13 protein-coding genes are annotated in these 15,255 nt (G+C 63.2%); 4 read left to right on the forward strand and 9 right to left on the reverse strand.

The features are described 5' to 3' along the window. Positions 1 to 141: 141 nt before the first annotated feature. The 5 genes from M2396_RS19255 to M2396_RS19275 form a co-directional block, all read right to left on the reverse strand. Positions 142 to 951, reverse strand: a complete 810-nt coding sequence (locus tag M2396_RS19255; RefSeq protein ID WP_101318115.1) for an OmpA family protein — start codon at positions 949 to 951, stop codon at positions 142 to 144. Next, the gene (locus M2396_RS19260; RefSeq protein ID WP_101318113.1) at positions 948 to 1,301 is read right to left on the reverse strand and encodes a DUF4398 domain-containing protein; all 354 of its coding nucleotides are present in this window, start codon (positions 1,299 to 1,301) and stop codon (positions 948 to 950) included. The genes M2396_RS19255 and M2396_RS19260 overlap by 4 nt, the downstream gene beginning before the upstream one ends. Before the next feature lie 10 nt (positions 1,302 to 1,311). Further along, positions 1,312 to 2,133 (reverse strand): ABC transporter substrate-binding protein, encoded by an 822-nt coding sequence (locus M2396_RS19265; protein ID WP_101318110.1) that lies wholly within the window; start codon positions 2,131 to 2,133, stop codon positions 1,312 to 1,314. Positions 2,134 to 2,205: 72 nt separating this feature from the next. After that, on the reverse strand, positions 2,206 to 3,135 hold the full coding sequence (locus tag M2396_RS19270; protein ID WP_101318108.1) for an electron transfer flavoprotein subunit alpha/FixB family protein: 930 nt from the start codon (positions 3,133 to 3,135) through the stop codon (positions 2,206 to 2,208). Then, positions 3,136 to 3,885, reverse strand: coding sequence for an electron transfer flavoprotein subunit beta/FixA family protein (locus M2396_RS19275; RefSeq protein WP_101318106.1), 750 nt, complete (start codon positions 3,883 to 3,885; stop codon positions 3,136 to 3,138). 539 nt (positions 3,886 to 4,424) lie between these two features. Here M2396_RS19275 and M2396_RS19280 point away from each other — a divergent pair. Continuing rightward, positions 4,425 to 6,089, forward strand: a complete 1,665-nt coding sequence (locus tag M2396_RS19280) for an electron transfer flavoprotein-ubiquinone oxidoreductase (RefSeq protein WP_259077309.1) — start codon at positions 4,425 to 4,427, stop codon at positions 6,087 to 6,089. 208 nt (positions 6,090 to 6,297) lie between these two features. Here M2396_RS19280 and M2396_RS19285 read toward each other — a convergent pair whose 3' ends face one another. The 3 genes from M2396_RS19285 to M2396_RS19295 all read right to left on the reverse strand — a co-directional run bounded on the left by M2396_RS19285 (position 6,298) and on the right by M2396_RS19295 (position 8,819). Then, positions 6,298 to 7,638: an MFS transporter gene (locus tag M2396_RS19285; RefSeq protein WP_188035660.1), complete on the reverse strand. Its 1,341-nt coding sequence runs from the start codon at positions 7,636 to 7,638 to the stop codon at positions 6,298 to 6,300. Between the two features lie 68 nt (positions 7,639 to 7,706). Beyond that, positions 7,707 to 8,186, reverse strand: a complete 480-nt coding sequence (locus tag M2396_RS19290) for a response regulator (RefSeq protein ID WP_101318100.1) — start codon at positions 8,184 to 8,186, stop codon at positions 7,707 to 7,709. Positions 8,187 to 8,342: 156 nt separating this feature from the next. Beyond that, on the reverse strand, positions 8,343 to 8,819 hold the full coding sequence (locus tag M2396_RS19295) for a sigma-70 family RNA polymerase sigma factor (protein WP_101318098.1): 477 nt from the start codon (positions 8,817 to 8,819) through the stop codon (positions 8,343 to 8,345). 217 nt (positions 8,820 to 9,036) lie between these two features. Between M2396_RS19295 and M2396_RS19300 the strand changes: the two genes are divergently transcribed. Genes M2396_RS19300 through M2396_RS19310 form a run of 3 tightly spaced genes read left to right on the forward strand, consistent with a single transcriptional unit; the run spans position 9,037 to position 13,584 of the window. Beyond that, on the forward strand, positions 9,037 to 10,215 hold the full coding sequence (locus M2396_RS19300; protein WP_101318096.1) for an efflux RND transporter periplasmic adaptor subunit: 1,179 nt from the start codon (positions 9,037 to 9,039) through the stop codon (positions 10,213 to 10,215). Next, positions 10,216 to 12,177 (forward strand): MacB family efflux pump subunit, encoded by a 1,962-nt coding sequence (locus tag M2396_RS19305; RefSeq protein ID WP_259077316.1) that lies wholly within the window; start codon positions 10,216 to 10,218, stop codon positions 12,175 to 12,177. A 3-nt stretch (positions 12,178 to 12,180) separates the two neighbouring features. Further along, positions 12,181 to 13,584: an efflux transporter outer membrane subunit gene (locus tag M2396_RS19310; RefSeq protein ID WP_101318091.1), complete on the forward strand. Its 1,404-nt coding sequence runs from the start codon at positions 12,181 to 12,183 to the stop codon at positions 13,582 to 13,584. Between the two features lie 33 nt (positions 13,585 to 13,617). Here the strand turns inward: M2396_RS19310 and M2396_RS19315 are convergent, their stop codons facing one another. Then, the gene (locus tag M2396_RS19315; RefSeq protein WP_259077318.1) at positions 13,618 to 15,237 is read right to left on the reverse strand and encodes a PvdJ/PvdD/PvdP-like protein; all 1,620 of its coding nucleotides are present in this window, start codon (positions 15,235 to 15,237) and stop codon (positions 13,618 to 13,620) included. Positions 15,238 to 15,255 lie beyond the last annotated feature (18 nt).

A 15,255-nucleotide genomic window follows, 5' to 3' on the forward strand; every position in this document is an offset into this window, starting at 1 on the left:
AGGCAGAATACCGGAACAGTTGCAAAGTGTACGGGGACAGATTGCAGAATAGTCGACATTACAGTTACGTGACCAGCACCCTTTCAGGGTTTATCCACGCCAGCTCACGGGGCCATGCAACGGCCCCGCGAGCAGCATCCGTCAGCGTGGCGCGGCGAGTTTGCCCTTGTCGTCCGAGAAGACGATCTCGACTCGGCGGTTCTGCGCCCTGCCCCGCTCCGAAGCATTGACGTCGATCGGGTACTGGTCGCCGTAACCCTCGACCTGAATACGCTTCTCGTCGATACCCAGATCGACCAGCATATCGGCCACGGCCTGTGCACGATCACGCGACAGCTTGAGGTTGTCTTCCGGCGTACCAGTGCTGTCGGTGTAACCCTCGATGCGGATCACACGGCGCGGATTGAGCTGGAGAAACTGCACCAGCTTGAGCACGGTGCGACTTGCCGAATTCTTCAGATCAGCCCGACCGGTGTCGAACAGCACATCGCCGAGGGTCATCACCAGGCCGCGTTCGCTCTGCTCGGAGGCCAGCGCGCTGATCTGCGCTTCGACCCACTTGCCTTGCTGCTGCACACTGGCCAGCTTGGCCTCACGTAGCGCCAATTGCAGGCGCTGACGCTCCAGATCAAGCTTGGCGATGCGCTCCTGATTCAACGACAGCTTGGCGTGCTCGGCAGCGATCTCGCTGTAGCGCTGGCTCAGATAAGCGTAGTGGCGCACATCGGCACCGGTGCCGATGTAGCTGGACAAGCGCTCGGCCTTGGCAAGCGACTCGCCGGCGCGGATCACGTCGCGTGGCGCACTGCGCAGCACGTTGGAGTCATCCTTGACCTTCTGGAACGCCGCGCTGGCGTCCTCCAGGGCCGACTCGCTGCGCTGGCTGGCACAGCCCTGCAGACCGACCAGCGCCAGCAATGCCAGCGCCGCGATTGGCGTAGTGCGATTCATGGCTGCGCCTCCAATTGCTTGCGCAAGCGCTTGACGCGCGACTGCAGCACGGTCAACTGCTCTTCGCTCTTGAGCGTCAATACCTGTGCCTCGGCCAGGCGCGCATCCAGTTCGGCCTGCTCGGCGCGCATGCGTGCATCGCGATTGTCCTGGCTGAGCAGATTGGCTTTGGCGCGAGTCAGTTTTTCGTCTGCCAGCTTCAGCGCTTCGACCTGATCGGTGGCACCGACGGCCTTGGCCTGCTCCAGCGCCTGCTCGGACAGCCGCAGTTGTTCAGTGGGCGCCGGATCATTGGCACAGCCAGCCAGGCTGGTGATGGCCAGGGCCAGCATCAAGGGTTGGATTCTCAACACGGTCTTCCTACTGTTTGGGGGCATCCTGGGGCACCAACATCTGCGCCTTCCAGCGTTCGACGTTACGTTGCAGCACCGTTTCGGATGCACCGGAGATCGGCAATTCTGTCAGTTTTTTTGCCAGTTGTCCGCGCAACCAGGCGTCATTGCAGGCCGAGTTGTGCGACACAGCCAGGTACAGCCCGGGGCGGTCCACCGGCAGGCCACGGGCGATCAGGTCATTGGCCATGCCCAGGCCCTGGACCATGGCCATGCCCGAGTAGCGCCCGGCCAGCACATAATCAACCTGACCGAGCACCAGCTTCTGGAACGCCTGAGTCAGGTTCTGCGCCGGCACCAGCTTGAGCTGCGCCTTGGCAAAGGCCTCGAAGGCCGGGGTCAGCCGCGCCCGCTCGGACAAAGTGCCCTGGTAGCGAGCCAGATCAGCCGGCCCGTCGAACACCACGGCGCCGTCATGCCGGGTCCAGACCAGGTATTCATTGAGCTGCAGCGCAGGGTGGATGTAATCCAGGGCATCCAGTTGGGTTACCTGCATGGGCGTATCGAGCAACAGGTCCATACGCCCGCTGCGCACCTCTTCCAGCGCTTGATCGCGGCGGCCGGCGTGCAGCACTTCAAGCTTCAGGCCAAGCTCGGTCGCCACCTGGCGCAGCAGGTCGACGTTGGCCCCGATCAGGTGCCGCGGGTCTTGCGGGTCCTGCCATGAATAAGGCGGCGCATCCGGGCTGCCGGTGGCGACCAGGCGCTCGCACTTGCCGGCCGCCATGACCGCAGGCGACATCAGCGCGGCCAGGCAGACCAGCGCCCTGCCCGTTCTGCGAAAATTCATCCACCACTCCTTATGAAAAAAGCCCGGCCCTCATGTCGAGGGCCGGGCTTCTTTATAAGTGAAGCAGGCGGATCAGACCAGCTTTTCCAGCTCCGGAACTGCTTCGAACAGGTCCGCGACCAGGCCGTAATCAGCTACCTGGAAGATCGGCGCCTCTTCATCCTTGTTGATCGCAACGATCACTTTGGAGTCTTTCATACCGGCCAGGTGCTGGATCGCGCCGGAAATACCGACGGCGATGTACAGCTGCGGCGCGACGATCTTGCCGGTCTGACCGACCTGCATGTCGTTCGGCACAAAGCCTGCGTCTACCGCAGCGCGGGATGCACCAACGGCGGCGCCGAGCTTGTCGGCCAGGGTGTACAGGTGCTTGAAGTTGTCACCGTTACCCATGCCGCGGCCGCCGGAAACGACGATCTTGGCAGCAGTCAGCTCGGGACGGTCCGACTTGGCCAGCTCTTCGCCAACGAACGCCGACTTGCCGGCATCGTGGGCAGCGCTGACGGCTTCGACAGTGGCCGAACCACCTTCGGCAGCAACCGGATCGAAGCCGGTGGTACGCACGGTGATGACCTTGACGGCCGCGCTCGATTGCACGGTGGCAATGGCGTTACCAGCATAGATCGGGCGCTTGAAGGTGTCGGCAGACTCGACCGCGATGATCTCGGAGATCTGGTCGACGTCCAGCAGTGCAGCAACCCGTGGCAGGATGTTCTTGCCGTTGGTGGTGGCCGGAGCCAGCACGTGGCTGTAACCCTTGCCCAGCTCGGCCAGCAACGGCGCGACGTTTTCCGGCAGCAGGTGGGCATAGGCGGCGTTGTCGGCTACCAGCACCTTGGCCACGCCAGCGATCTTGGCTGCGGCTTCGGCGACAGCACCAACGTTGGCGCCGGCGACCAGTACGTGGACTTCACCACCAATCTTGGCGGCAGCAGCAACGGTATTGAGGGTGGCCGGGGCAACAGCGCCGTTCTCGTGTTCAGCGATAACCAGGATAGTCATTTAGATTACCTTCGCCTCGTTCTTCAATTTCTCGACCAGTTCAGCCACCGACTTGACCTTGATACCCGCGCTGCGTGCAGCCGGCGCTTCGACTTTTACGGTCTTCACAGTGGAGGCGGTAGAAACGCCCAGCGCGTCCGGAGTAACAGTCTCCAGTGGCTTCTTCTTGGCCTTCATGATGTTCGGCAGCGACGCATAGCGCGGCTCGTTCAGGCGCAGGTCGGTAGTGACGATCGCCGGCAGGTTCAGCGATACAGTCTGCAGGCCGCCATCGATTTCACGGGTGACATTGAGCTTGTCACCGGCCACCTCAACCTTGGAGGCGAAGGTGCCCTGGGCATAGCCAGTCAGCGCCGCGAGCATCTGCCCGGTCTGATTGTTGTCGCTGTCGATCGCCTGTTTGCCGAGGATCACCAGCTGCGGCTGCTCCTTGTCGACCAGCGCCTTGAGCACCTTGGCCACGGCCAGCGAGTTCAGTTCATCACTGGTCTCGACCAGGATGGCACGGTCAGCGCCGAGGGCCAGCGCGGTGCGCAGTTGCTCCTGGGCAGCAGTCGGGCCGACTGCAACGGCGATGATCTCGGTCGCAATGCCCTTTTCTTTCAGGCGTACGGCTTCTTCCACCGCGATTTCGCAGAAGGGGTTCATGGACATCTTGACGTTTGCAAGGTCGACGCCGGAGTTATCCGCTTTGACGCGAACCTTGACGTTGTAGTCGACCACTCGTTTGACAGCTACAAGAACCTTCATGGATTCCTCGTTACTCTCCGGTGAAAAGAAACTCGCCTGGGGACAAAGGCCCGGCGATTGCGCGTGGGTACAAGGGCACCTCTAAAAACGTATCGGCCAGAGGATTATTCACTGTGACTGATAAGTCCTGTAGCGACTGCCGAGGTAGAACCTGCGGGTCATTTTCTGTGGTGGCGTGTAAACTCCACTACATGACGGCTTTCAGCCCGAAAACCCTGCTCTACACCTGGTCTTTAGGGGTGCTCCTGCGCCCATCGATCAGCCTACGGCGAGCGTAAAACCGCTCGTATCTTGACCGTAACACCCAGCCTGGTCAATACGGCAAATCGGCCAGCCTCCAGCCGCCTCCCTGTGATTTTACTGGTCTGCGGCAAATTCAAACAAACGTTTGTATTGGACCGTTGGAGTGGTGTAGATATAATGCGCGGCATGACCCAGCGGTGTAGTCCGTGTTCGGTAAAGCTACAGCCTAGATAGCTACCGGTGACTGCCCGTCCCCCGACAAGAAACAGCGATGAGCCTTGAGTAGGAGAGAACCAGTGGAACGCGAATACATGGAATTCGACGTGGTCATTGTCGGCGCCGGGCCGGCAGGCCTGTCCGCCGCCTGCCGTCTGAAGCAGAAGGCCGCCGAAGCCGGTAGCGAGATCAGCGTCTGCGTGGTCGAGAAAGGCTCCGAAGTCGGCGCTCACATCCTCTCTGGCGCGGTGTTCGAACCGCGCGCGCTGGACGAGCTGTTCCCTGACTGGAAAGCGCTCGGCGCCCCGCTCAACACCGCGGTCAAACGCGATGACATCTATGTCCTCAAAGATGCCGGCAGCTCGACCAAGGTGCCTGACCTGTTCGTGCCCAAGACCATGCACAACCAGGGCAACTACATCATCTCGCTGGGCAACCTGTGCCGCTGGCTGGCCCAGCAGGCGGAAAACCTCGGCGTCGAGGTTTATCCAGGTTTTGCCGCTCAGGAAGCGCTGATCGATGACAACGGCGTAGTTCGCGGCATCCTCACCGGCGACCTCGGCGTCGACCGCGAAGGCAAGCCGAAAGATGGCCTGTACACCCCAGGCATGGAACTGCGTGCCAAGTACACCCTGTTCGCCGAAGGCTGCCGCGGGCACATCGGCAAGCAGCTGATCAAACGCTTCAATCTCGACAGCGAGTCGGATGTGCAGCACTACGGCATCGGCGTCAAAGAGATCTGGGAGATCGACCCGAGCAAGCACGAGCAAGGCCTGGTGGTGCATACCGCGGGCTGGCCGCTGGATGTGGTCAGCAACGAGAACACCGGTGGCTCGTTCCTCTATCACCTGGAGAACAATCAGGTGGTGGTTGGCCTTATCGTCGACCTGTCCTACTCCAACCCGTACCTGTCGCCGTTCGATGAGTTCCAGCGTCTCAAGCATCACCCGGTGATCAGCCAGTACCTTGAAGGCGGCAAGCGCATCAGCTACGGCGCCCGCGCAATCGCCAAGGGCGGCTTCAACTCGCTGCCGAAGATGGTCTTCAATGGCGGCGCACTGATTGGTTGCGACCTGGGCACGCTGAACTTCGCCAAGATCAAGGGCAGCCATACGGCGATGAAGTCAGGCATGCTCGCCGCTGATGCGGTGGCTGCTGCGTTGCTGGCCGGGAGTGAAGGCGGTGATGTGCTCAATAGCTACGTCGATGGCTTCAAGGCCAGCTGGCTGCATGACGAGTTGTTTGCCAGCCGTAACTTTGGCCCGGCGATGCACAAGTTCGGGCCGCTGTTTGGTGCTGCCTTCAACTATGTCGACCAGAACTGGTTTGCCGGCAAGCTGCCGTTCACCCTGCGTGATACCAAGCCTGATTATGCGTGCCTGAAACTGGCGGCAGACTCGAAGAAGATCGATTATCCGAAGCCGGATGGCAAGTTGAGCTTTGACAAGCTGAGTTCGGTGTTTCTCTCCAGTACCAACCATGAAGAGGAGCAGCCTTGCCACTTGAAGCTGGCTGATCCGAGTGTACCGATTGCCAGTAACCTGCCGTTGTATGACGAGCCGGCGCAGCGATATTGCCCGGCTGGGGTGTATGAGGTGGTTACGCAGGAAGATGGCGCCAAGCGGTTCCAGATCAATGCGCAGAACTGTGTGCATTGCAAAACGTGTGATATCAAGGATCCGGCGCAGAATATTACCTGGGTTACGCCTGAGGGTGCGGGTGGGCCTAACTACCCTAATATGTGATTGTTTGAGGCTGGGGGCTGGGACTTGTCCATGTGATGCATGGGTAGGTCCAGCCCCTTTCGCCCTTACGGCGAGTCACTTTTTTGGCAAACGCCCGCGCGCCCCAAAAAGGTGACTCGCCGTAAGGGCGAAAGGGGCCAGAACTATCTATAAATCAAATGGATAAGCTCAAAAGACCCGCGATCAACCCGAAGACAGCCAAGCCTAACTAAGCAGCCCCCTCGCGACACAAAGCCGCCCCTGAAGCAGAACTATCACCTGCAAACACCAACGACTCCCGCCCCTGAAAATACAGCGCAGTCACCACCCCAACCACCCCCATCACCAAACAGAACCCCACACAAACCCAAGGACTCCAAGGCATCAAGGCGATCAAAGCCAAAGGCGTAGTACTTGCCCACAATGCATATGCCACGTTATAGGTAAAGGAAATCCCGGAAACCCGAATCTGCGCCGGAAACAACCCGACCATCACCGAAGGCACCACCCCCACCACCCCACAGCAAAGCCCCGCCAGCGCATAGGCCGGCCAGATCATCCCCCACTGCCCCACCAGACTCGCATACAACGTGGCAATCCCCACCGGCAGCGCCAGGCTATAAACAAGCAACGCCCGCCACGCCCCGATGCGGTCAACCAGCAACCCCGCCAGCACGCAACCAATATTCAAAAACACGATCCCGACACTGCTCAAGGCAAAGGTATGCCCAGCACTGATAGCAAAGCGCTGCTGCATCACTGTAGGCGTAATCACCACCAACACCACCACCGCCGAAGTCAGCACACAGGTCAGCAGCGCCGCCGGCAGCAACGCCCGCCGATGCTCGCGCAACACCTGGCGCAACGGAAACGCCACCGGCTGCTCACGCCGCTCACGCAGCGCCAGAAACACCGGCGTCTCACTCAACCAACGGCGCAGCCAAACCCCAATCACGCCGAACACCCCGCCAAGCAAGAACGGGTAACGCCAGGCGTAATCAAGGATCTCCTGCGGGGTAAACAGCTGCGCCAGCAAAGTAGCCGTAAGCGCGCCGAGCAAATAACCAAAGGTCAATCCAGCCTGCAAAAAGCCCAATGCGTAGCCGCGCCGGCCATCTGGCGCATGCTCGGCAACGAAGGTCCAGGCGCTGGGCACTTCACCGCCCACTGCCGCGCCCTGCAGAATCCGCAGCGCCAATAGGATCAACGGCGCGGCGTAGCCGATGTCGGCGTAGGTCGGCATCACCCCGATCAGCAGGCACGGCAGCGCCATCATCAGGATGCTCAGGCTGAACACCCGCTTGCGGCCCAGGTGGTCGGCAAAATGCGCCATCAAGATACCGCCCAACGGCCGCGCCAGGTAACCAGTCACAAAAATCCCGAAGCTCTGCAACAAACGCAGCCACTCAGGCATTTCCGGCGGGAAAAACAGCTGGCTGAGGGTCAGGGCAAAGAACACGAAGATGATGAAATCGTAGATTTCCAACGCGCCGCCCAGCGCCGCCAGACCCAGGGTCCGGTGGTCAGCGCGGGTAAACCGCGGCGCAGGCGCGCTATCGATGGCAGTCATGGCAGAGTCCGCAGATCGGCAAAGGGCGAGAGGATAACAAACCCTGCGGCCATCAGGCGCATCCAGGCTTAGCGGTTGAACACGGTCTGGGCGAAGTTGCGCCGCAGTCTTGGATAGCCCGAGCCTGGGGAAAGCCCGGGCGGCAGCGGCAACTGGCCGACCACCATCGGCAGGTCGATGATTGCCATAAATGACTCCAACGCCTCGCTGTCAGGCACTTTCGGTAGGCTGATGCTCACCGCCTTGCGCTCGGTCTGCGGCACCGCCGGCACTTTCAGGCGCTGCGAGTGATACAGCAGGGCATGCTGAATCTGCGAACTGACCCGACAGAAACGCGCCAGATCAACACCGGCGTGGCTAGCCAGCTCGATGTTGCCAATCAACAGATTGAACGGCTGCAGCGCGCTCTGCACCAGGCGCTGCAAGTCTTCGAAGTTTTCCACCGGGGCGATCCGGTAATACCCCATGGCATTGAGCATCTTCTCCAGCTGCAAACGCTGGGACGGGTGCTCGTCGGCGATGAGGATGCGCAAGGATTTATGAGGCATCGATCGAACCTGGGCAGAGGTAAGGACACACGCTCCATGACCATACTGCGCCAGTTCAGGCATGCCCGGTCACTACCAGGCGGGGTCTTTACTGATACTCGTCGCTAAAACGCGAGAAATCAAGGTGCCAGCACGGGGATTTTCACTGGCCGCCGTTCACGATTCCCACTGGCGCATGCGCACGCGGCAGTGCTTCATGGCATTGACGATGTGCTTTTCCACAAGACTGCGGGAAATACCCAGACGCTCGGCAATCTGCGGATGCGACAGACCGTCGATCTTGCGCAGCAGAAAACACTCGCGACACGGCGCGCTGAGTTCATCCAGTGCGCGCTGCATCAGTGCCAGGCGCTGGCCAAGCTGCATGCTCTGCGACGGCGCCGGGCTGTGCCAGCGCTCATCGCTGTCGAGCACATCGAGCGATTCGGTCTGGCGGATCAGGTGGCGGCGGTGGCGGTCAATCACCAGGTTGAGCGCAGTGCGATAAAGGAACGCGCGGGGATGCTCGATCTGCTGGGTATCGGTACGCTCCAGCACCCGCAGATAAGCGTCGTGAGCCACGTCTTCGGCGGCCTGGCGATTACCCAGACGCGCGCAAAGAAAGCTCACCAACTCGCGATAATAATGTTCCACAACGGCACCTGGCGTCTCCCTGCTGGGCAATATGCACTGCATTGACGCGGGACTGAGTGATATCAGAGTGCGATCTTACAAATTATAATTATTCTCAGCAACAAGCACGCGAGCACCTTTTCCGGCTAAATCCGGATACAGCGCTTTCGTCTATCTGGCACCTCCGTGCGCGCCCTGATTGGCAGCGTGTGGCCAACCTCACTGGCTGGAAGTTCGCATGAGTCGCTCAACCACCACCCGCCACCGTGTTTTGCTCGGTGGCCTCGGCCTGCTGGCACTGGGCAGCGTACTGGCCTGGGCCAGCTTGCCCTTGGCTGGCGCGCCAGTCAGCACCGTCGCGGTTACCCGCGCCGACATCGAAAGCAGCGTCACCGCGCTGGGTACCCTGCAGCCACGCCGCTACGTCGACGTGGGGGCGCAGGCGTCGGGGCAGATCCGCAAGCTGCACGTCGAAGTCGGCGACCCGATCCGCCAGGGTCAGCTGCTGGTCGAAATCGACCCCTCGACGCAACAGGCCAGGCTCGATGCCGGGCGTTATTCGATCGACAACCTCAAGGCGCAACTGGCTGAGCAACGCGCGCAATTCCAGCTAGCCCAGCAACAACAGCAGCGCCAACGTGCACTGGCTGCCGCCGGCGCCACCCGTGCCGAAGACCTGCAAAGCGCTGACGCCCAGCTCAAGGTCACCCAGGCGCGCATCGACATGTACCAGGCGCAGATCCGCCAGGCCCAGGCCAGCTTGCGCAGTGATGAAGCCGAGCTTGGCTACACGCGTATCTTTGCCCCAATGGACGGTACGGTGGTGGCGCTGGACGCGCGCGAGGGCCAGACCCTCAACGCCCAACAGCAGACCCCGCTGATCCTGCGCATCGCCAAGCTGTCGCCGATGACCGTCTGGGCGCAGGTCTCGGAAGCCGACATCGGCAAGGTCAAGCCGGGCATGAGCGCTTACTTCACCACCCTCGCCGGCGGCAAGCGCCGCTGGACCAGCCAGGTAAGGCAGATCCTGCCGATCCCGCCCAAGCCGTTGGATCAGACCAGCCAGGGTGGCGGCAGCCCGGCCAGCGCCAGCGCCGGTACCACCGGCAGCCAGGTGGTGCAGTACACGGTACTGCTGGATGTCGACAATCCCGACGGCGCGCTGATGGCCGAGATGACCACCCAGGTGTTCTTCGTCGCCGGCCAGGCCAGCCAGGTCCTGACCGCGCCATTGGCCGCCTTCGACGAAGGCAAGGCCGAGGGCCTGCGCCTGGCGCAGGTGGTCAAGCGCGACGGCAAGATCGAGCAGCGCGAGGTCCGCACCGGCCTCAGTGATCGACTGCGCGTGCAGATCCTCGACGGCCTCGCCGAAGGCGAGCAACTGGTCATCGGCGCGCCCAGCGCCAGCGGAGGTTGAATGTCTGTGCCTCTGATCGAGCTGAACGGCATCTGCAAAGTCTACGGCGGTATCGACAGCCCTGAAGTGCAGGTATTGCGCGGGGTCAGCCTGAGCATTCATCCGGGTGAATTCGTCGCCATCGTCGGCACCTCCGGTTCCGGCAAATCGACCTTGATGAACATCCTCGGCTGCCTCGACCGGCCCTCCTCCGGCAGCTACCACTTCGCTGGCAAGAACGTTGCAGAACTGGACAGCGATGAGCTGGCCTGGCTGCGCCGCGAAGCGTTCGGTTTCGTCTTCCAGGGCTACCACCTGATTCCGTCTGGCTCAGCCCAGGAAAACGTCGAGATGCCGGCCATCTACGCCGGGACCGCGGCCGCCGAGCGCCATGCCCGTGCCGCCGCCCTGCTCGACCGGCTGGGCCTGGCCAGCCGCACCGGCAACCGTCCGCATCAGTTGTCGGGCGGCCAGCAGCAGCGAGTATCGATTGCCCGTGCCCTGATGAACGGCGGCCATATCATCCTGGCCGACGAGCCGACCGGTGCGCTGGACAGCCACAGCGGCGCCGAGGTGATGAACCTGCTCGACGAACTGGCCAGCCAGGGCCATGTGATCATCCTGATCACCCACGACCGCGAAGTCGCGGCCAGAGCAGCGCGGGTGATCGAGATTCGTGACGGGCAGATCGTCAGCGACTCGGCGGCTGGCCAGCCGCCTGTGGTCATACAAGGGCTGCAGTCCGATGACCTGCGCCAGCGTCTGGATCAGGGCGCCGTCGAGCGCGGCGCCTGGAAAGGCGAGCTGGTCGAAGCCTTGCAAGCCGCCTGGCGGGTGATGTGGATCAACCGCTTTCGCACCGCACTGACCTTGCTTGGCATCGTCATCGGCGTCGCCTCGGTGGTGGTCATGCTCGCTGTAGGCGAAGGCAGCAAGCGCCAGGTCATGGCGCAGATGGCCGCGTTTGGCTCGAACATCCTCTACCTGAGCGGGCGCCACGCCACCCTGCGCGAACCGGGCGGCATCGTCAGCCTCGATGACGTTGCCGCGGTCGCGCAACTGCCGCAGGTCGAGCGGATCATGCCAGTCATTGGCGGCGAGCTGATGGTCCGTCATGGCAACAACAATCAGCAGTTCTATGTCGGCGGCAACAATATCCAGTTCCCGCACATTCTCAACTGGCCGGTGGTGGCCGGCAGCTTCTTCACCGAGGCCGACGAGCGCTCCGGCGCCGCTGTGGCGGTGATCGGGCAGAAGGTCCGCGACAAGCTGCTCGCCCCGGGCAGCGATCCGATCGGCCAGTACCTGCTGATCGGCAACGTGCCGTTTCAGGTAATCGGCATGCTCGCGGCCAAAGGTGCCAGTTCCGGCGATCAGGACAGCGACGAGCGCATCGTGGTGCCCTATACCGCAGCGGCGATCCGCCTGTTCGGCAGCCACGATCCTGAGTACGTGATCATCGCTGCCGCCGATTCGGCCAGGGTCAGCGCCACCGAAGCAGCCATCGAGCGTTTGATGCGCCAGCGCCACCAGGGCAAGGCCGATTTCGAACTGACCAACGACGCGGCGCTGATTCAGGCCGAAGCACGCACGCAGAACAGCCTGTCGCTGATGCTCGGCGCCATCGCCGCGATTTCGCTGCTGGTCGGCGGCATCGGCGTGATGAACATCATGCTCATGACCGTGCGCGAGCGCACCCGCGAGATCGGCATCCGCATGGCCACCGGCGCCCGTCAGCGCGACATCCTCCGCCAGTTCCTCAGCGAGGCGGTGATGCTGTCGATGGTCGGCGGCGTGACCGGCATTGTCCTCGCCCTGGCGATTGGCGGCGGCCTGCTGCTGGCCGACATCGCCGTAGCCTTCGCCCTGCCGGCCATTCTTGGCGCCTTCGCCTGCGCCGTGGTGACAGGCGTGGTGTTCGGCTTCATGCCGGCGCGCAAAGCCGCCCGACTCGATCCGGTCAAAGCCCTTACCAGCGAATAATCCATGACCTTGCCCAGCCGCATCAGCCTGTTATCCCTGAGCCTTGCCCTCGCCGCCTGCAGCACCGCGCCCGCCCCCGAGGCCAACCTTCCTGCACCGTCGGCCTGGCAGGGCGGCAGTGAGGTTAATAACCACCCGCTGCCAAATGCCCGCTGGTGGCAGGCGTTTGCCAGCAGCGAGCTGGACGGTCTGGTCGAGCGCGCCCGGCTCAACAGCCACGACCTTGCCGGCGCTGCCGCACGGGTACGCCAGGCGCAGGCGCGAGCTGTGATTGCCGGCGCGCCGTTGCTGCCGGACCTGCAATACGGCCTCGACGCCAGCCGCCAGCGGCTGCTGCGTGGCGAGGGTAACGACCAGCTCGACGCCAGCAGCAGCGAGCGCACCAGCACCGCCTTCGATGCACGCTTGAACGCCAGCTACGAGGTGGACTTCTGGGGCGGTGTGCGCGCCGCTCGCGACAGCGCCCTGCGCGAGGTCGACGCCAGCCGCTTTGATCGGCACACCGTCGAGCTGACCCTGACCAGCGCCGTTGCCGACAGCTACCTGCGTGGCCTGACCCTGCAAGAGCAACTGCGCATCGCCCGCCTCAACCTGGCCAACGCGCGCGATGTGCTCGGCGTGGTCGAGGCGCGCCAGGGTGCGGGGTCTGCCACCCGCCTGGAGCTTGCCCAGCAGCGCAGTCTGGTCGCCGCTCAGGAACGGCAAGTGCCGTTGCTCGAACAACAGTGGCAAGACAACCGCGTGACGCTAGCCACACTGCTCGGCGAACCGGTGCAGAACCTGCCGCAGACCAGCGCCAGCATCAGCGCCGTGCGCTGGCCGCAGATCGGCAGTGGTGTGCCCAGCGACCTGCTCGGCCGCCGCCCGGACATCGCCGCCGCCGAAGCACGTCTGGCCGCCGCCAGTGCCAATGTTCAGGTCGCCCGCGCTGCACTGTTGCCGCGGCTGACCCTGGGCGCCGAACTGGGCAGTGGCGCGCGCACCTTCGCCGACATCCTCGACAGCCCCTACTACACCCTGACAGCCGGGCTGATCGGGCCAATCTTCAATAACGGCCGCCTCAGTGCGGCCCGCGACCTGGCCACGGCCGAGCAGGAAGAACTGCTGGAGAATTACCGCAGCAGCATCGTTGCCGGCTTTGCCGATGTGGAAAAGGCGCTCAACGCGATCAGCGGGATAGACCGTCAGCGCCAGTGGCAGGATGAGGAACTCACCCAGGCCAGGCTGGCTTTCGATATCGCCCAACGCCGCTACAGCGCCGGCGCCGAAACCCTGCTCAGCGTGCTCGAAACCCAGCGCACGCTGTACCTGGCCCAGGACCAACAGGCGCAACTGCGTCTGGCCCGCCTGCAAGGCAGCGTAGCGCTCTACAAAGCCCTGGGCGGTGGCTGGCAGGTCGAGCAGTAGGCGAACGCCCGGGGCCGCGGCCCCAGGCCGGCTTCAGACGATATTCTTCAGCGACAAGTGCCGCGCATACCAAGGCCGCTGCGGCACCTTGCGCACCAACCCGGCGAGCGTGTCGTCTTCAGCAAAAGTGATGCGCAGAGCCAGCTTCATGGTCTCTACGTCCATCTCCACCGACTTGCCCACGCGCAGGCCGGGCGTGCTGCTGCAACCGTGGGTGTCCGGCCCCAGCCACGGATCGCCGACCTCGACGAAGCGTCCAGGCGCAAACCACTTCACACCGCTCACCTCAAGCCGGCGCACCTGACCCGGGTGCAGCCGCTCATGGGCCTGATACCAGTCCTCGATGCGCTCGTCGATCCAGCCGTGAAAGCCCCAGAACACTGGGTTGACGTGGGATGAAAACGGATCGCCAAGAAAATCGTTGTCGGCACCGAACCAGCGCGGAGCAAAGTCGCTCGGATCGCGGGCAAACGGCACCGGAGCGCCGTTGCTTGGGTCGCGCGGAACCGAGGCCCAGCACATGTGCAGCCAGTCGTGCAGGGTCATTTCCATTTCCGAACCAAGCTCGCCCAGGCTGAGCCTGGCCAGGTACTGCGGGTCCTGATACTGCGACTCCCACACCTGGAAGTTGCTGCAGAACGTTTCGCTGGCCTTGATCGCTGCAACCCACTGGCCATACGGCTCGTCGCCCGGCGCCTGCCAGCTGGGCGGCACACAGCAGCCGTCGTGGTTCTCGTGGTAGCGGGCAAAGCCCTGACGGTCGAACTCGACGTTGGGCTGCGGCAGCGGAAACTGCTGCCAGGCGGGCAAGTCCTGCAACTGCCGCGCTGCCGCGAGCATGTGCCGGTGCATGAACAGAAAGTCGATACCCGAGCCATTGCGGTGCTTGCGCGGGCCGCGGGCATCGCGCTCCTGCTCACGTGGGCCGGGCTGCCAACCGAGCCCACGCAGGGCGTTGCGCTTGTCTTCGGGGAGCTTGTGCCACTGGTCGCGGGTGGCGTGCCAGAGCTGATGGAACAAGCGATGTTCGGGGCTGATCACCCAGGCCTGCATCGCCGCGTTGTACCTCAAGCGCTCACGTGCTTCGGGGAAACTGCGTTTGATCGCAACGAAGCGGCTGTCCGGCACCGGCAGGGTCAGCGAGCGGTCGACCCGTTGCAAGCGGCCACTGAGGCTGGCGTTGCCGGCATTGGCGAACTCGCCCCAGACCTCATCCAGGCTGGCGATGCACTCGTAGCCGGGGCCGCCGCGCAGGCTGATCAAACGCCAGCGCACCTGCCGCGAATTGGCCCCGACCAGGTCCCCGAGAATGCGGTAGGCGGCCACGCCGTCAGCGCGCAACTGCTCGCCGGTATCGACAAAACCACGCAGGCCACGGCCCTTGGTGGCGACGTCGATAAACGCCTGCACGCCCGTGAGTGGCAAGCCCTCGAGGCCGCCATCAACGCCCTCGAAGCGCAGGTCCCAAACACCGCGCATCTGCTCGGCGAGCACCTGACCGGTGAAATCGGCAGGCTCCACCGTCGCTTCGCCGGGGGTAACGATGTCGTCGGCCGGGTCGTGGGTCAGCTCCCTGTGCGCGTAGTAAGCCGCCGTGCCAGTAGCCCCCGCCAGCGCCAGGCCAGCGATGAAGCCGCGTCGAGAAATGGTCATTGCGCCTCTGATCAAATG

It is taken from the genome of Pseudomonas sp. BIGb0278, from assembly GCF_024809895.1.
Classification (GTDB): domain Bacteria; phylum Pseudomonadota; class Gammaproteobacteria; order Pseudomonadales; family Pseudomonadaceae; genus Aquipseudomonas; species Aquipseudomonas shirazensis.